The organism is Acidimicrobiia bacterium (assembly GCA_016650365.1).
Lineage (GTDB): Bacteria > Actinomycetota > Acidimicrobiia > Spongiisociales > JAENVV01 > JAENVV01.
Map to the genome: position 1 here is coordinate 1 of JAENVV010000203.1, position 16,533 is coordinate 16,533.

A 16,533-nucleotide genomic window follows, 5' to 3' on the forward strand; every position below is an offset into this window, starting at 1 on the left:
GAGTAGAACTGACCCAGGGTTTCGTACTCATCGGCTTCGGCCGGGGCTCCGAGTTCAGCGGGCTGCTCGATCACCATAAAGAGGTCGCGGATTACCCCACGCGAACATGGCTCCAGGCTCACAATGGTTTCGGGAACATGATGCGGCAAGGCCAGCGGATAGCTCGGGATACTTTCAGGCGCGTAGAACTTTGGTTCTCCACCGGTTCCGAGAAGCAGATTGCCGACCAGGGCCAGATGAAGCATCTCTTCAACGGCCACGCTACGAATGAGCTTGGCTGCATCCGACGCCAGGTCGTCGAGCGAGTACATGGCGTATAGATAGGTCGGAATCGTCGTTAGTTCAACAATGCCCGCCAGGCGAAGATGTTCGTGAAGGTGTTCGACAGTATCGAGCGGCATCAGGCTTCGAACCCGATCTCACCGTGGGTGCCATCGCAAAGGGGTTTGTTCTTCGACGCCCCACATCGGCACAGCGTGACCCGGTTCCGAATGGTCATCTGCTCACCGTTGGTCATCACGATCGGAATCCCCCCTGACACAAATAGCGGGCCGTCGGTGACCGGACCGATCTCCTTTGCAAGAGGCGGTTCGATCTGCTCGCCATCTATCTCGTAGGACAGCGCTCCCGAAGGACACTTCTCAAGCATCGCCATCAAGTGACCCCGCACAATCGTGTCCTCGGTCTCGGCCAGCATCTTGAACCAGTCGGTGATCTGGTTACCGCAGAAGCCGGCGTGCTCGCAGAGCTTGCCATCCCGGACTACCACCATGCCGGTCCCCTCATAACGCTTGATACCGTCCGCCGGCCGCTCCGCCGGGGCTCGTTCGGTGCCGTCAAAATGCTCAAAGGTATGGGAACCGTCACAAAAAGGCTTGTTGTCCGACTTGCCACATCGGCACAACCGGTAAGTAGCCTCGGTCTCGATGGCCGGCCCGGTTTGCCAGGTAAGCGGTTCACCAAATTCGGATTCAACCTCACGTTTCGGCCGCAGGGGAACCCCTCCGGACACTTCGTAGGGGCCGTGTTCTGTCACTTCGATCTTCATACCTACCCGCCAAAACCTTCTCGTAAGTGTCTGTTCTCGTCCCTGAATCACAGCATACGCCGGTAGGCTGTCGCCATGTCGGCCGAATCCAAGATGGAGCTCTTCTGGGATCTTGTTGAGCCCATGTACGACACGCATGTCAGCCGCTCAACAATGATGGGCTTCCCGTGCGTGCAGCCAGACGCGGGCCAATGACGTATGACGCCGTCGTGGTGGGGTCCGGCCCCAACGGTTTAGCGGCAGCTATCCGATTGGCCCAGGCAGATCTCTCCGTTCTGGTGATTGAATCAAACGATGAGATCGGCGGCGGAACCAGAACAGCCGAGCTCACCGAACCTGGATTCCTCCATGATGTGTGCTCGGCCGTGATGCCGTTCGCCGAACATTCGGCAGCGTTTCGATCGATGCCGCTTGAAGAACATGGCCTTGCATGGCTCTACTCCGAGGTCGAGGTGGCGCACCCGCTCGATGGCGGCGACGCTGCCTTGGTCTTTCAAGACATCGAACGCACGAGTTCCGGACTGGGAGCGGACGCCAAGCGCTACAAGAAGCAACTCAGCCGATGGGTCCAAGACGCCGACGATATCTTGAACTTCGTAATGGGCCCGATGATCCGGGTCCCAAACCATCCGATCACAATGGCAAAATTTGGGCTTCCAGCGCTTCAATCAGTTGATCGTTTCACAGATCAAATTGTCGACCGGAACACCAAGGCGCTTATTGCGGGCGTTTCCGGTCATTCGGTGCGCCCGTTCTCATCCGCGGCGTCCGTATCGGTGGGGCTGGCACTTCTGATGTCGGCTCATGCGTATCGTTGGCCGATCCCGCGAGGAGGCGCTCACTCCATCACCAAAGCGATGGTCAGCTGCTTCGAGTCTCTGGGCGGGACCGTTGAAACCGGACGGCATGTCACCCACGCGACCGATCTACCACCCGCTCGACTGAAGCTCCTGTCTTCGACACCAATCGCCCTATCGTCGATATTCGATCGCCCTACCCCCCGATGGGCGTTCGGGCCCGGCGTGTTCAAGATCGACTGGGCCCTGAACGGACCGATTCCGTGGACAAATCCAGCGGTTGGATCGGCGGCGACCGTCCACGTCGGTGGCACATATGAAGAGATCGCCGCCGCCGAGCAGGCCGTTCACCGCGGCCTGCACCCTGCGAAACCGTATGTTCTGATCGCCCAGCCAACGAACATCGACCCCAGCAGAGCCCCTGAAGGCAAACACGTCGCCTGGGGCTACTGCCATGTTCCGAACGGGTCCGACGTCGACATGGTTGACGACATCGAGTCACAGATCGAACGGTTCGCTCCGGGATTCCGGGACCTGATTCTCGCCAAGCACGTCAAGCCACCGTCCTGGTATGCCTCGTACAACGACAACTATGTTGGCGGAGACATTGGCGCCGGCGCCTTCACCCTTCGCCAGGTCTTCGGTCGTCCGAAGTTGTCGCCGAACCCGTACTCAACGCCCCTCGATGGCGTGTTCCTGTGCGGTGCCTCGACCGCCCCAGGGGGCGGTGTTCATGGCATGGCCGGATGGAACTCCGCCGCGGCCGCCCTCAAATCAATCGGCATGCGGACCGACAACTAGACGCTCTGCTCGCTCGGACCGTGCTTAAGGACGTCTGCAGTTTCGATCAGTCGGCGCAGGTCGGCGACGAAACGGGCCGCCGGGGCTCCGTCAACGACGTTGTGGTCGACCGTCACCGTCAGGTCGAGTCACTCGCGTATCTCTATGGCGTCACCGATGACCAAGGGGCGCTTGCTCAATCCGCCACGAGGACACTCAACGAAAGTACCGTCGGGAACCCGATACCAAAGCCTCACCCGCCGGCAAACATGCCCGCTACGGTCCCCACCATCCTGCGCATCCGAACCGAACGGGCCATCAACCGATGGAACAAGGGGATGGCACCGGGGACCGTGACGGCCACCGGTGCTACCCGCGCCAGCAACTGTCCGCTGCGACTGCTTGTCGGAGAGGCTTTGACCTGCCGGATCTCGTTGCTGATGTCAGTCACGTCCCGAGCATCGGCATCGTGGACCAGATGGGCCAGCGGAAAGGGCCCTTCAGGGGTGATGACTTCCACGAGAACGGCAATATCTACGTGGTGATGAAGGACCAGTTGACCGCGCCAGTTGCGGTAAGCGTGCACCTCGGGGTGGGCGGCAGCCGCTCGGCCCACCGACGCGACCAGAAACGCCGCGAACTATTGTTGACGGTCCTCAGGGCGAATCCGGGCCTCGGTGACGTCAAGGCTGATCAGACCATGGACCGGTGCTATCCGTTTGCCGGCGCGCAACGACTGGGTCACGACCCGTCGACTCTTCGGAAATGGTCTCACTTCAGCCCGTCGGGGCCGACTCATCTCGCTCATCACCGCCCGGCCTTCACTTCGGTTGACCCAACGCTTCCCGGCAACGCACTCATCCGTGCATTCTGGTCGACGACGACGCAAATCCATTGAAGTTCGACCGATCCGAAACCGTGTCGATCAACCCGGTCATCCGGCGAGCCACCCATAGACTGTTGACCAGACCCCGAAGCCCGGAGGAACTGACCCCATGTTCGTCGCCACCAAGGACAAGGCCCTGCAAACCACCACAACGGGCGCGCTACCGCGGCCGTCGTGGTACACCGAAAACTTGCGCGGGCAACCCTTGTCGGTCGGGTTTTCACAACATGCCTACCGCGAGCAGCATCTGGACTGCCTCGCCGCCAACATCGCAATGCAGCACAAAGCCGGTATCGACATCCTGGTCGACGGTGACTGCCGACTCGACGACGACTGGGCAGGTCGATCGTGGGTGGCCTATCCCTTGGAGCGCCTCGACGGCGTCGGGCCCGGCCAGCTTGAAGTCCAGCCGGCAGGGTTTCTGTCTGCAGACCGGGGGCCGGGCGACATCATGTGGGAGGTGATTGAGACCCGTTTGACGCCACACGTCACCGGTCCGATCGGAGCCTCGCGACTTGAGCTCGACCGTGCCTATAAGGCGATGGCCGGTATGACCGACAAACCGTGCAAGATCGGCTCGGCCTCGGCGCAAATCCTCACAATGATGGTCAAAAACGACCACTACCAGGATCGCGCCGAACTGCTCTTCGCCCTGTCGGATGCGGCCAACAAGGAGTACCACGCCATGGCGGATGCCGGCGCGCCGCTCATCCAGATCGAGGAGCCAGAGGTCCACCAGACCATTCACGACCCGAACGCACCGTTTACGCCGGAAGTCTGGGTGGAGGCCTTCAACCGCGAGGTAAAGGGCCTGCGCCAGCGAACCGAGGTGTGGGCGCATGCGTGCTGGGGTAGTCCGGCCGGTCAACGGGTGCTCCATGCCGACGCCACCTACGAACGCTCGCTCCCCTATTACGACCAGCTCGACATCGATGTCCTATGCATGGAGGGAGCCTCGAACAACTGCGCGGAAGTGCCGCTCTACGGACGCATAATCTCGAAGGACAAGAAGATCGCGGTTGGCATCCTCAACCATCGCACCCTGCAGGTGGAGCGGCCCGAGGAGGTGGCCGACATGATCCGCACCTGCCTGAAGCACATCGAGCCGGAACGCCTGATCTTGACGTCAGACTGCGGCTTCGGCCGCCAGGCCATGAGTCGTATCCAGGCCTTCTACAAGATGGTCTCCCTGGTCCGTGGCACAAACATCGTCCGCAAAGAACTCGGCCTGGAAGAGGTCTACATCCCGGCCTACGACCCGCAGCTGTCGATGGTGCCGGTCGCCAATGCCTAGGAACCGTCAGCACGCCCGATTGGCAGATCCGGTCCATCTCATAGCCGCACTCTGGCGACCGATTCGGACCGGGCTGGGTCTGCTCCCATCTGCCTGATCGATGGACCACGTGACCCTAAGAACCCGGGAACTATCGCGTTTTGTATGAACGTCTAACGCACATGCTCTCAAACTGGTTACTTGAACGACGCATCATCTCGGCGTTCGTGGCTTTGGGCCTGGCGCTGGCCGCCTGCGGCAGCGATGCGAGCTCGGGCGGCAGCCCGGACGCCAATCCGCTCGCTCCAACTCCAATTCATGTCTCCAGGACAGTCGGCTCAGGCGAAATAGCCGCCGGCACGCCCCTGGTTGCCCCATCTCAAGGATCGGTTTCCAACGAGCCTGCGAACCCGAATGACATGATCGCTCCATGGGTGGTATATGACTACACCGTTGGCAGCGACCTCCCGGCCCTGCCCGCCCAGGCCAATGGTTGGCAGTACCTGCCGAATCCCACGATCGACCCCGGACGCGTCGCCCAAATCGCCAAGGCCCTCGGAGTCAACGGTAATCCGGTCGAACGTCCCACCGAACAGGGTGGCGGGTGGATCGTCGGACCGCAGGATGGTTCTGCGCCCGGGTTGTATGTTGCTCCCGACGCCCAGCTCAGCACGTGGCTTAGCACTCCGTACGGGATGATTTCATCCACCAGCGGAGGGTGTGTCAATCCAGACGAGGTCGCTCCGGCCGATCAAGGTGGCGGCACCGACCCCTCCAACGGCTCATCGACCGGGACTGCTACGACTCCGGCTGACCCATGCGTTGTCGAGACACCTCAGCCCCCCGGCGGAATCCTGACCTCCGACCAGGCCCGATCCGGCGCCACCGACCTCCTCCGCCAGATGGGCGCCGACCCCGGTCAGTTCGAACTTCAGGTCCAGGCGGACCAGTGGTTCGCCTCGGTGTCGGCCCTCCAGCGTCTCGATGCCACCACCTCGCCCGTCGGCTGGTATTTCGGTTTCGGCACCAACGGCCGACTCGAAAACGCGGGAGGGGTGCTCGCTCAGCCCGTGAAGGTGGGGCCTTATCCTTTGATCGATCTCGCCACAGCTCTAGTCCGTCTGAAGGACGGCTCCTATGGCGGTATCAGACCCATGTCCGAACAGTCCGTCAGTATGGGTGCGCCCGACGTGTTGTGCGAGGATCCGGCCACCTGCGACCAGCCATCCGAAGAACCAGAGCACATTCAGATAACCCTCACGGACGTGCGCCAGGAGTTGTGGTTGGCCTGGGGTTCGGATGGCAGTGTCTGGCTGCTGCCGGCGTTCACGTTCCTCGACGCCGACGGTGGTCGGTATACCGTGCCTGCCGTGACCGATGAGTATTTGATCATGGATGATGTCCTCGTCGATCCAACAGTCGACGAACCGGCGGCACCCCCGTCCAACGTCGGCGACGCCACCGTGGTGATCTCCGACTCCGAAGCCGCCACGCTCATCGGCCTCACCGAAGGCGATGCCATAGCCACGGCGTCCGATCGCGGTTGGATCGTGCGAGTGGTGGAGCGCGATGGCGAGCAATCCGCGGTCACGGAGGATTACAGCACCTCCCGGGTGAACCTCACCATCACCAACGACACGGTCACCGCCGTCACCGTTGGATGATCCGCGGTTACCCCACCACACCTCTGGAGCTGAACGGTCCTAGGACTGATCCCGCTCCTTATCACGGAGCAGTCGGCGTAGAATTTTGCCTGACGCCGACTTGGGAATGGAGTCGGTGAACTCGACCCGGCGAATCTGTTTGTAGTTCGCCACCTTCCCCGCCACAAACTCCATGACCTCCTCGGCCGTCAACACCTGCCCTGGCTTGAGCTGGACGTATGCCTTGGGGAGTTCACCGGCTTCAATATCGGGGATCGGGATGACCGCCGCGTCAGCGATCGCCGGATGGGTCAGCAGCAGCCCTTCGAGTTCGGCGGGCGGTACCTGAAAGCCCTTGTATTTGATGAGCTCTTTGAGGCGATCGACGATGTAATAGTGTCCGTCTGCATCAACATGGCCGATGTCTCCGGTGTGTAAATAACCATCCGCATCGATGGTGTTGGCTGTGGCCTCGGGATTGTTGAGGTACCCCTTCATCACCTGCGGACCGCGGATCCATAACTCGCCGTCAACATCGAGGTCTAGATCCTCACCGGTCTCTGGATCGACTATCCGACATTGGGTGTTTGGCAACAAGACTCCGATGGAGCCTGGTTTGAAACCTCCTGGCGGGGTCGCATGAGTGATCGGTGACGTCTCAGTCAGTCCATAGCCCTGTACGACTTCACACCCCATCCTGGCCGATGCCTCAGCAGCCACCTCGGCGCTCAGCGGAGCTGCGCCAGAAAACACCTGACGGGCATCCGACAGGTCGTAGTCGTCGACCATCGGATGCTTGGCAAGCGCCAGCACGATCGGTGGAACAAGGTAGTAACGGGTGACTTTCTGATCCTGGCAGATCTCCAGAAACTGCTGAAGGTCGAAGCGAGGCATCGTCACGATGGTCGAGCCGTTGGCGATCGCTCCGTTCATGAGGACCTGCATGCCATAAATGTGGAAGAAAGGAAGGACAGCTATTCCAATATCGTCTGGCGTGATACTGATGACGGGTTCGGACTGGGCAAGGTTCCCCACCAAGTTCCGATGGGTAAGCATGACTCCCTTTGACAGACCCGTGGTCCCCGACGAATACGGCATGACGACGACATCATCCATATCGACCTGAGCGTGGCCGACGTATGGTTCGCCCATCAGATCGGTAAATGGTGACGCCCCCTGTGCCTCTCCAAACACAAAAATCTCGTCAATCCCGCCGGCCGAAACGGCGGCCGTCTGAGCAATCTCAAGGAACATTGGAATCGTCACAATGAACCTGGCGCCCGAATCCGTCAGCTGATGGGCCACCTCATCGACCGTGTAGGTCGGGTTGATTGTGGTGACCGTGCCCCCCGTGGTCGCCGCCCCGTGAAAGGCGAGTGCATATTCCGGGATGTTGGGAGCGAGGATGGCTAGAACCTGGCCTTTGCCAAACCCGCGGGCCGCCAACCCACCAGCGACTCTGGCCACCCCGCCAACCAACTGGCCATGGGTGATAGTCCGACCGGTCGGACCGTCGATCAGAGCCGGTCGGTCAGGATCGGCCAACGAATTGCGTAGGACGTACGAGGTAAGTGGCATGTCCGGTAGTTCAACATCAGGAAAAGGGCTCGTGTGAATCATGCTTCGAACATACCAGCTGAGGGTGTGTTCCGGTTCCGAAAATGATGAATCGTCAAGGCTCCGGGCCAGTTACCATCTTTCGTCGTGCGGAGCGTGACGACTGAATCGATGGGGACGGTGCTCCGGCAGGGAGGGGCCCATGTGGGGCGCCTGATTCGCGGGCACCCGATCGCCTTCAGTGTCGCCGTATTCGGATCGACCATGTTCGTGTCGGCTATCGCGATTGCCGCCGTGGTCATTGGCGATATCACCGACACCGTAATCATCCCGGTCCTCGATGGTGGAGAACCGTACGCTGACCGACTACGACCCGCAGTGCTTCTCGTGGCAAGCATCGCTCTGTACAAGGCGGTGGGGATCATCATCAGGCGGGTCGGTGCGTCCTGGCTCCAGATCCGTTCGCAAATGGATTTTGTCTCGCGGTTGATCCACCATCAATACCGACTATCCATGCCCTGGCATCACGGCGAGGACACCGGTGATCTCCTCGCCATAACCGACAACGACGCCGGCCAGGCGACGTTCGTCCTCGGGCCATTGCCATACGCCACTGGCGTGAGCCTGTTACTCGTTGGATCACTCGTCCTCGTGACGAGTATCGATGTCTGGCTGGGTTTGGTCGCCATGGTCAGTTTTGGCCTTGTCGTAACAGCCGATGTCGGTTCTGCATGGTTCATCTTTGGCGGATTCGAGAAGCTCCAACGAATGGTCGGCGACGTTTCGGCTGTGGCCCATGAGAGCTTCGACGGCGCGCTGACAGTCAAGGCGATTGGTGCAGAGGAACTTGAGGTCGAACGGTTCACCAAAGTCTCCAACGCGCTACGCGACCAGCGGACGTGGGTATCGACGCGGGCCGAGACGTTCAGGACCTTCTCGGAGATCATTCCCGCCATCGGTCTGGTGGCCGTCATTGTCGTCGGCGGATTCCGGATCCAGGCCGGTGCCATCACGCCAGGCGACGTGGTCACGGCCCTCTACCTCATGTCGCTCCTGTCGTTCCCAATCCGCCTGATCGGCTTCGTGACCTGGGAAACCACCTTCGCTCTGGCCAGTTGGCGCCGAATTGCCCGCATCGTCGAGGCCGATGACATCATCCAGCACGGCGAGACGCGACCGTCCGAGCAGCCAACCGGAACGTCGGTGGAGGGGGATGCAGTCACCTTCTCGTATCCAGGGGGAACTGCGGTTCTCTCAGGTCTCACCTTCGACATCAAACCCGGCGAGACGGTCGCCATCGTGGGGCCAACGGCATCGGGCAAGTCCACGATGGTTTCGTTGTTGGCCCGATTGTGGGATCCCTCCATGGGGGCGATCCACCTCGACGGACGCGACCTTCGAGACTTCGCCGAACGGGGAGTTGCCGCTGAGGTGACGATCGTTCCCCAAGAAGCCTTCCTCTTCAATCTATCGGTCCGTGAAAACATCACCCTGGGACAGGAGTTCTCCGAGGACGACGTCCGGGCGGCTGCCGACCTGGCTCAAGCCACCGCGTTCATCGAGGAACTGCCAGATGGTTTCGACACAATCGTCGGCGAGCAAGGTGCCACATTGTCCGGCGGGCAGGCCCAACGAATTGCCCTGGCACGATCCATTATTCGCAAACCGCGGCTGCTTATTCTGGACGACGCCACATCCGCCATCGATCCAAGCGTCGAGACAGCCATCCTGACCGGCCTTCGAGATGCCGAACTCCCCTCCACGGTGGTCATCGTCGCCTATCGCCAGGCTTCGATTGCTTTGGCCGATCGGGTCGTCCTCATTCACGAGGGACGGATCGCCGCCACCGGGACACACGAAGAACTGCTCGCCTCGCAACCGGTCTACTCCGAGATTCTGACGGCCTACGCCGATGTCTGACACCTCCGTCGTTCAGGCGCTCCGACGCGGCTTCCAGATAGCCCCCACCCTCCGCAAAGGTCTCATCGTGACTTTGCTCCTAGCGGGTACGGGCACCGCCATGTCCCTGGTGGTGCCGATAACGCTTCAGAAGATCGTCGACACGCAACTCGTCGGGGTCGACAGGATCGACACATCGGCCGTTCTCCGATCGGGATTGATTGCCGTGGGCGCCATATTGCTGGCTTCCCTGGCTCGCTGGGGATCGCTCATGCGAATCGCCCGTTTCGTTCCTGCCGGTCTGGCCGAACTAAGGAATGAAGCCTTCGCCCATTTGCATCAACTATCGGCGCTCCATACCGAGACGAATCGTCGCGGGGCCATGGTTGCCCGAGTGACATCGGACGTCGCCGCCCTGGAACAGTTTATGGAATGGGCCGGGATCGGCATGCTCATCGGGACCACCCAGCTGATTCTTGCCATGGCCACGATGTTGTTCTACGACGTCAGGCTCGCCCTCATCGTCATTGCCGGGGTGGTCGTGTACGGCATTCTGCTGCTGTGGTTCCAGCGGCTGCTGAAGAAGGCCCACAGCGCCTACCGGGCAACCGTGTCGGACTCGATGTCAGCTGTGTCAGAATCGATAACCGGATTACCCATCATCCGTGCCCATGGGGCTGAACCCGAGACCCTGGCCCGGGTTGACCAGGCGCTCGATCGCCAGTTCGATGCAGGCTTTCGTACCGCTCGATTCGGCGCGTTCTTGTTCTCGTCGGCAGAGATCTTCGCCGGACTCATCACTGCCGCCGTGATCGGATTCGGAGTCGTCTTCGGAGATCGGGGTCAACTGACGACGGGAACGCTTCTGGCGTTCCTGTTCCTGGTCAATCTCTTGACCGAGCCGGTCCAGATGATCGTCGAGGCGTCTGACAGCGCCCAGGCGGCCGGCGCGGGGCTCCGTAAAGTCCTGGCCGTAATTGATGAGCCAGTCGACTTACCCGACGCCGCCCACCCGCAACCCTTGCCAGCCGGCTATCTGGCCGTTGAAGCCGTCGATACGACTTTCCAGTACCCGACGGGACCGCCCATCATCCAGAACCTGAACCTGACTATCGCTCCAGGCGAGCGCGTAGCCGTCGTGGGACAAACCGGTTCAGGCAAAACAACGTTTGCGAAGCTGGTCGCTCGACTCATCGACCCCACCGGCGGGGTCATAACCGTTGGAGGGATCGACGTTCGAAGCGTGGCATTCGCAGATCTGCGGACCCGGGTTTCCTACGTTCCCCAGCAAGGGTTCCTGTTCAATACTTCGCTGCTCGAAAACATTCGCTACGGTCGATCCAAGGCGACTGATACGGAAGTTCACCAGGCGATTGCCGATCTGAATCTGGGCGACTGGGTGGACGGGTTGCCAGACGGCCTGTCCACCGTGGCCGGAGTGCGAGGACAGAACCTGTCGGCCGGCGAACGGCAACTTGTCGCCCTGACCAGGGCCTGGGTCGCCAATCCGGACCTGCTCATCCTTGACGAAGCGACGTCGGCGGTTGACCCGGCGCTTGAGCTCAAGCTGCGCGACGCCATAGAACGCCTGGCCCAAGGCCGCACGTCGATCACTGTGGCTCACCGACTGTCCACCGCCGAAGCCGCCGATCGGGTACTCGTATTCGATGGCGGCCATATCGTCGAAGACGGTACGCATGCGGAACTCGTCAGGTTGGGCGGCGTCTATGCCGCTCTCCACGCCGACTGGGCCGTCGCCACCCGCTAGCGACAGGCGGGGATCACTTCCTCTGCGAATAGCCGGGCGGATTCACGCATGACGTCCCGGTCCATACCCGGGTAGTAAAACCGCCCGACGAACGTGAAGTCGTTACCGGCAATGTCCGCCAATCCACGTATTTGACCAACTACCTGCTCGGGCGTTCCGAAGACCGATGCCGATCGCAGGGCCACTTCGGTTTCCGGATCGAGTGCCGGCGCATGGGGCAGCGGACCCAACCGACCCCGGCTCTGCTCGGAGTCCTGGTACTTCCACTCCATATAGTGGAGATACGGCCGCACTCTTTCCCAGGCATGGTCGTCCTCGGATACGAACACCGGCCAGTAGCCCGACATCTCAAACGGAGACGACTCCGAAACCGAACGCTCCTTATTGACCCAGCCGACCTGTTCCGCAAAGGCTGTCGGGGTTGGCTCGGAAGCCATGAACCCGTCTGCGAGCTTTCCGGCCCTCCTGACGGCTGGTTCGGCGGTGGCACCAATCCAAATCGGAGGACCTCCAGCCTGGGCCGGCTTGGGGGTGACCTGGACGCCGGTCTGTTCCAGCAAGCCGTGGCCCCAGGCTTGCCGACACACGGAAATCAGACTCTCGGTGCGAGGTACCCGGTCTCTGCGGGACTGCCCGAAGGCTTCGAACTCCCAATCCAACCACCCGAGTCCGAGACCGAGAATGAAGCGACCCTCAGATATGAGGTCAACGGTCGCTGCATCTTCAGCCAACCGGATCGGATCGTAGAACGGGGCCAGGGCGACTCCGACTCCGATGTGAATCCGGGTTGTCCTCGCCGCGATGGCCGCCGACAGCGGAAGAACCGATGGCATGTAGGCGTCATCCTGAAAGTGGTGCTCACTGGTCCAAACCGAGTCAAACCCCCACGCCTCGGCCTCTTCCGCCAGTTCGAGCGCCTCCCGATACAGATCCACATCTGACCGAGCATCGTCCGGATGTCGTTGACACGTAATGAGTCCATATCCGAAGCGCATACGCTCAGGCTAGTTATGCGTAGGTCACCGCGCTGCTCGGACGCCAGCTCCAGCCAATGGAAACTCGCGAAAATAATCCCTGTTCGAAGACGAACGTTTGTTCGACCATCGGTTACCTTGGAAGATTCAGCGGCAAGGGGACGGACATGGAAACAGGCAAGGGGTTGACAACAGCCGAGTGGGCAACAATTACGACAAACCAACCGATGAAAGGCCTCGTCGAGGCGCTCGGTGACGAGTTGGAATGGCGCAAGGATGCCGCCACCGCCATCCCGACCGGGTTTGATGCCTGGGATACCCGGCTCGGCGGCTTGTTCGCGGGAGACCTGGTCTCGGTGGTCGGGGCAGTCGGGTCCGGGACTAGCAGCCTGCTGTTGGCCATTACCAACTCGGCGTTGCGGGCCGGTCATCCCGTCATCTATGTATCTTGTCAACGGCCTGCGAGCCAATTGGTCGAGCGGTTTGTGGCCGTCCGAGCGAATGTCGACGAGTTGCGGCTCCGGGCCGGGCACCTGAACGAAAAGCAGATGATCCGGGTTCGAGCGGCGATGGACCAGGTTGCCCGCCTGGCCCTGTACCCGATCACAACCCGCGAACCGTCGGCAATTGTTGAGGCGGTGGCCGCCGTAAACATGACCAACGATTTTGCTGCTCCACTCGTGATTATCGACGGATACGAAGAGTTCGTGGCCGGGACTCTCGACGGTGGCCAGCCCGGACGGGATCGAATCCTGGCATTGCGCGACGCAGCCCACGAGATGAAATTCGCCCTCGTATTCGCGGCTCGCCTGACCGAGGTGCTGCCTCAGCTACCAAGGGCGATACATGAAGTCCCTGAAGACCTAGCGCACTACTCAGACGTCGTGCTAGCTCTGGCACCGGATGAGGATGCCTGGACCGATACGGAAACTTCGACACTCAAACTCACGGTCGTAAAACACCGCACCGCCGATCCGAAAATGACCCGATCATTGCTGTTACAGCGCTCAGGGCGATACGGTTGGATGGTTGACCACACGGCCAAAGTTTCGTTTGCCAAGTCACTCCGACCGATCTGGCCACCTGACTAGAACACAACCGGACGGACCCAAAAAACGGATAGGCTGGTTGGTCCATGTCTGATGCCCTGGTTATCGCCCACGATCTCACGAAACGGTTCGGTGACTTCACCGCGGTCGACGCCATCGACTTCGAAGTCAAACAGGGCGAGGCATTCGGCTTCCTCGGTCCCAATGGGGCCGGGAAGTCCTCGACGATGCGAATGATCGGATCCGTCTCCCCCATCACCTCGGGTTCCCTGTCGGTCTTGGGACTCGACCCGGCAACCCAGGGGCCGCAGCTGCGCTCGCGCCTCGGGGTCGTACCCCAGGAAGACAGCCTCGACATTGAGCTGACCGTCGCCGAGAATCTCATGATCTATGGCCGCTACTTCGGTCTTTCCCGCGCCGTAATCCGGCCTCGAATCGAGGAGTTGCTCGATTTTGTCCAACTGAACGGCAAGCGCGACGAGAAGGTCGACAAGCTCTCGGGGGGCATGAAACGTCGTCTCACGATCGCCCGCTCGCTCATCAATCAACCGGAACTGCTGATTCTCGACGAACCGACTACCGGACTCGACCCCCAGGCCCGCCACGTGCTGTGGGATCGTCTGTACCGGCTCAAACAGGATGGCGTGACGCTCATCGTGACCACCCACTACATGGATGAGGCCGAGCAACTTTGCGATCGATTGGTCGTTATGGACCAGGCCCGCATCGTGGCCGAGGGCACGCCATCGGGCCTCATCGTCCAACACTCAACGCGGGAGGTCCTCGAAATGCGCTTCCCCCCGGGCACCCAGGACGAGAACATCGCACGGTTGAGCGGGCTTGCCGAGCGCATCGAAATCCTGCCTGACCGCGTCTTGCTCTACACGCCGGACGCCGATGCCACCTCATCTGAGGCACACGCCAGGGGTATACGGCCCGTGGCTCAAGTGAGTCGGCGCTCATCGTTGGAGGATGTGTTCTTGAAGCTGACCGGACGGAGTCTGGTGGAATGAACAGCACCTTGCGCATGTACGAGCGGTCGGCGCGGGTATACCGGGGTGTTTGGCGGGGCAGCGTATTCTCTTCGTTCGTCAATCCCCTGCTGTATCTGGTCGCCATGGGCATATTCCTCGGCAACCTGGTCGATAAACAAACCGGCGGGATCGCCGGCGTGTCCTATCTCGAGTTCCTCGCTCCTGGCCTACTGGCAGCCACCGCCATGCAGGCCGGGGCGGGGGATTCATCGTGGCCGGTCCTGGCCGGTATCAAATGGCAAAGGTACTACCTGGCCGCGTTGGCCACACCACTGTCCACTCGCGATCTGGTCATCGGACATCTCGCCTGGGTTGCGACCAGAGTCGCCCTCGTTTCGGCCATCTTCGTCCTCGTCGCAACCGCCCTTGGCGCCATGACATTGACCGGTGGCCTCTTGGCGATCATCCCCGCCGTTCTAACCGGACTGGCGTTCGCAGGCTTTGTCACATGGTTCGCCGCCAAACTTGAAGACGGTATCGGCCTGACCAACCTGTTCCGATTCGGCATCATGCCGCTGTTCTTATTCTCAGGGACCTTTTTCGAAATATCCCGCCTACCGGACTGGATGGAACCGGTGGCGTATCTGACACCCCTCTGGCATGGCGTCGAACTGGCTCGTTCGTTGGCTCTCGGAGTCGATCCAACCTTCAGTCGGGCCACCCACGCCGCCGTGTTAGTGGCGTACATCGCGGTCGGCACGGTTCTGGCCGTCCGCCAGTTCGAGAAGCGACTCGTCGTATGACCACGCTCCTCATGCGGGTCGTCCCCCTGCCCTTACGGACCGCCCAACGATCAAAGTACGTGTTCGAACGCAACCTCATGGTCTACCGCCGGAGCTGGATGGTCATCTTCTCAGGCATTTTCGAACCACTTTTCTATCTGTTCTCGATCGGCATCGGCCTGGGCGGCTACATCGGCGAGGTCAAGGGGCCTGGCGGAGTCATTGTCAGCTATACGGCCTTCGTCGCCCCTGCCCTGCTCGCGTCATCTGCAATGAACGGGGCAGTGTTCGAGTCGACCATGAACATCTTTTTCAAGATGAAGTACCAGAAGACCTATGACGCTATGTTGTCGACGCCGATCGGCGTGCCCGATATTGCCGTCGGCGAGATCAGTTGGTCACTGGTGCGAGGGGCGTTGTATGCCGCCTCGTTCATGGTGGTGATGGCCGGCCTCGGCTATGTGGAATCGTGGTGGGGCGTCCTGGCAGTTCCAGCCGCAGTGCTCATCGGCTTCGCCTTCGGAGCAGTCGGCATGGCCTGCTCAACGTTCATGCGCTCGTGGCAAGACTTCGATTATGTAACCGTCGTGACGCTGCCTCTGTTCTTGTTCTCCGCCACTTTCTATCCGCTTGAGGTTTATCCACCGGCCATTCAGGCAATTACGAGGTTCTCTCCGCTCTATCACTCCGCGGAACTGATCAGAGCTCTCACGTTTGGCGTGTTCGATTGGACCATTCTTGGCCACATTGCAGTTTTGGTCGCCATGGGAGCGGCCGGAACCGCCGTGGTCGGGCGGAGACTCGACGGACTACTCCTCAAGTAGCGACCGACGGTGGCGCCCGACGTAGGTCATCGGCTCTAGTTCACCTTCGAAGGTTGGATTGAGCAGGATCAAGATCATGAGCCAACCGACCGCCGCCAGGAAATACGGGGCGCGCAATCCGAGTTGACTCGCCAGAATCCCTCCCAGAAGTGCGCCGATCGGCTGCGAGCCCCAGGCCACCATCCGGACCGCGCTCGCCACCCTTCCCCGCAACTCGTCAGGAGTAAGTTTCTGGCGTACGGTGATATTGATGACGCTCAACGCCGTCACCCCGAAACC

General features: G+C 60.9%; 16 protein-coding genes. 9 read left to right on the forward strand and 7 right to left on the reverse strand.

The window, feature by feature from the left end; genetic code table 11:
• The coding region (locus JJE47_12300) for a hypothetical protein (GenBank protein ID MBK5268205.1) at positions 1–401 on the reverse strand (401 nt) is incomplete at its 3' end.
• Positions 401–1,186: a CDGSH iron-sulfur domain-containing protein gene (locus tag JJE47_12305; GenBank protein MBK5268206.1), complete on the reverse strand. Its 786-nt coding sequence runs from the start codon at positions 1,184–1,186 to the stop codon at positions 401–403. The genes JJE47_12300 and JJE47_12305, both read right to left, overlap by 1 nt.
• Before the next feature lie 53 nt (positions 1,187–1,239).
• Between JJE47_12305 and JJE47_12310 the strand changes: the two genes are divergently transcribed.
• Positions 1,240–2,646, forward strand: coding sequence for an NAD(P)/FAD-dependent oxidoreductase (locus tag JJE47_12310; protein ID MBK5268207.1), 1,407 nt, complete (start codon positions 1,240–1,242; stop codon positions 2,644–2,646).
• Here JJE47_12310 and JJE47_12315 read toward each other — a convergent pair.
• Both JJE47_12315 and JJE47_12320 read right to left on the reverse strand, forming a co-directional pair.
• Positions 2,643–2,762, reverse strand: coding sequence for a 2-oxo acid dehydrogenase subunit E2 (locus JJE47_12315; protein MBK5268208.1), 120 nt, complete (start codon positions 2,760–2,762; stop codon positions 2,643–2,645). The genes JJE47_12310 and JJE47_12315 overlap by 4 nt on opposite strands.
• Positions 2,763–2,878: 116 nt before the next feature.
• Positions 2,879–3,241, reverse strand: a complete 363-nt coding sequence (locus JJE47_12320; GenBank protein MBK5268209.1) for a hypothetical protein — start codon at positions 3,239–3,241, stop codon at positions 2,879–2,881.
• A 379-nt stretch (positions 3,242–3,620) separates the two neighbouring features.
• Here JJE47_12320 and JJE47_12325 point away from each other — a divergent pair, with 379 nt between their 5' ends.
• The gene (locus JJE47_12325) at positions 3,621–4,805 is read left to right on the forward strand and encodes a hypothetical protein (protein ID MBK5268210.1); all 1,185 of its coding nucleotides are present in this window, start codon (positions 3,621–3,623) and stop codon (positions 4,803–4,805) included.
• 161 nt (positions 4,806–4,966) lie between these two features.
• Positions 4,967–6,448, forward strand: coding sequence for a hypothetical protein (locus JJE47_12330; GenBank protein MBK5268211.1), 1,482 nt, complete (start codon positions 4,967–4,969; stop codon positions 6,446–6,448).
• Positions 6,449–6,487: 39 nt separating this feature from the next.
• Here JJE47_12330 and JJE47_12335 read toward each other — a convergent pair whose 3' ends face one another.
• Positions 6,488–8,047 carry a 4-coumarate--CoA ligase family protein gene (locus JJE47_12335; GenBank protein ID MBK5268212.1) on the reverse strand — a complete coding sequence of 520 codons (1,560 nt, stop codon included), beginning with the start codon at positions 8,045–8,047 and terminating at the stop codon, positions 6,488–6,490.
• Positions 8,048–8,131: 84 nt separating this feature from the next.
• Here JJE47_12335 and JJE47_12340 point away from each other — a divergent pair, with 84 nt between their 5' ends.
• On the forward strand, positions 8,132–9,904 hold the full coding sequence (locus JJE47_12340) for an ABC transporter ATP-binding protein (GenBank protein ID MBK5268213.1): 1,773 nt from the start codon (positions 8,132–8,134) through the stop codon (positions 9,902–9,904).
• On the forward strand, positions 9,897–11,651 hold the full coding sequence (locus JJE47_12345; protein MBK5268214.1) for an ABC transporter ATP-binding protein: 1,755 nt from the start codon (positions 9,897–9,899) through the stop codon (positions 11,649–11,651). The genes JJE47_12340 and JJE47_12345 overlap by 8 nt, the downstream gene beginning before the upstream one ends.
• Here the strand turns inward: JJE47_12345 and JJE47_12350 are convergent.
• On the reverse strand, positions 11,648–12,646 hold the full coding sequence (locus tag JJE47_12350) for an LLM class flavin-dependent oxidoreductase (protein ID MBK5268215.1): 999 nt from the start codon (positions 12,644–12,646) through the stop codon (positions 11,648–11,650). The two genes, JJE47_12345 and JJE47_12350, sit on opposite strands and share 4 nt — an antisense overlap.
• A 146-nt stretch (positions 12,647–12,792) precedes the next feature.
• Between JJE47_12350 and JJE47_12355 the strand changes: the two genes are divergently transcribed.
• The 4 genes from JJE47_12355 to JJE47_12370 are packed head-to-tail and all read left to right on the forward strand — an operon-like array spanning position 12,793 to position 16,254.
• The gene (locus JJE47_12355; GenBank protein ID MBK5268216.1) at positions 12,793–13,716 is read left to right on the forward strand and encodes a hypothetical protein; all 924 of its coding nucleotides are present in this window, start codon (positions 12,793–12,795) and stop codon (positions 13,714–13,716) included.
• A gap of 44 nt (positions 13,717–13,760) precedes the next feature.
• Entirely contained in the window at positions 13,761–14,687 is a 927-nt protein-coding gene (locus tag JJE47_12360; GenBank protein MBK5268217.1) for an ABC transporter ATP-binding protein, read from the forward strand.
• The gene (locus tag JJE47_12365) at positions 14,684–15,451 is read left to right on the forward strand and encodes an ABC transporter permease (protein ID MBK5268218.1); all 768 of its coding nucleotides are present in this window, start codon (positions 14,684–14,686) and stop codon (positions 15,449–15,451) included. The genes JJE47_12360 and JJE47_12365 overlap by 4 nt, the downstream gene beginning before the upstream one ends.
• Complete coding sequence (locus JJE47_12370; GenBank protein ID MBK5268219.1) at positions 15,448–16,254, forward strand: ABC transporter permease; 807 nt, start codon at positions 15,448–15,450, stop codon at positions 16,252–16,254. The genes JJE47_12365 and JJE47_12370 overlap by 4 nt, the downstream gene beginning before the upstream one ends.
• On the opposite strand, the gene JJE47_12375 is transcribed toward JJE47_12370, so the two are convergent.
• Positions 16,240–16,515 carry a hypothetical protein gene (locus tag JJE47_12375; protein MBK5268220.1) on the reverse strand — a complete coding sequence of 92 codons (276 nt, stop codon included), beginning with the start codon at positions 16,513–16,515 and terminating at the stop codon, positions 16,240–16,242. The two genes, JJE47_12370 and JJE47_12375, sit on opposite strands and share 15 nt — an antisense overlap.
• Between the last annotated feature and the right edge of the window lie 18 nt (positions 16,516–16,533).

Coding starts and splice junctions, on each gene's coding strand:
- JJE47_12350 (MBK5268215.1), bottom strand. CDS start 12,646: ATGCGCTTCGGATATGGACTCATTACGTGTCAACGACATCCGGACGAT.
- JJE47_12330 (MBK5268211.1), top strand. CDS start 4,967: ATGCTCTCAAACTGGTTACTTGAACGACGCATCATCTCGGCGTTCGTG.
- JJE47_12365 (MBK5268218.1), top strand. CDS start 14,684: ATGAACAGCACCTTGCGCATGTACGAGCGGTCGGCGCGGGTATACCGG.
- JJE47_12345 (MBK5268214.1), top strand. CDS start 9,897: ATGTCTGACACCTCCGTCGTTCAGGCGCTCCGACGCGGCTTCCAGATA.
- JJE47_12370 (MBK5268219.1), top strand. CDS start 15,448: ATGACCACGCTCCTCATGCGGGTCGTCCCCCTGCCCTTACGGACCGCC.
- JJE47_12360 (MBK5268217.1), top strand. CDS start 13,761: ATGTCTGATGCCCTGGTTATCGCCCACGATCTCACGAAACGGTTCGGT.
- JJE47_12335 (MBK5268212.1), bottom strand. CDS start 8,047: ATGATTCACACGAGCCCTTTTCCTGATGTTGAACTACCGGACATGCCA.
- JJE47_12325 (MBK5268210.1), top strand. CDS start 3,621: ATGTTCGTCGCCACCAAGGACAAGGCCCTGCAAACCACCACAACGGGC.
- JJE47_12305 (MBK5268206.1), bottom strand. CDS start 1,186: ATGCGTGTCGTACATGGGCTCAACAAGATCCCAGAAGAGCTCCATCTT.
- JJE47_12310 (MBK5268207.1), top strand. CDS start 1,240: ATGACGTATGACGCCGTCGTGGTGGGGTCCGGCCCCAACGGTTTAGCG.
- JJE47_12355 (MBK5268216.1), top strand. CDS start 12,793: ATGGAAACAGGCAAGGGGTTGACAACAGCCGAGTGGGCAACAATTACG.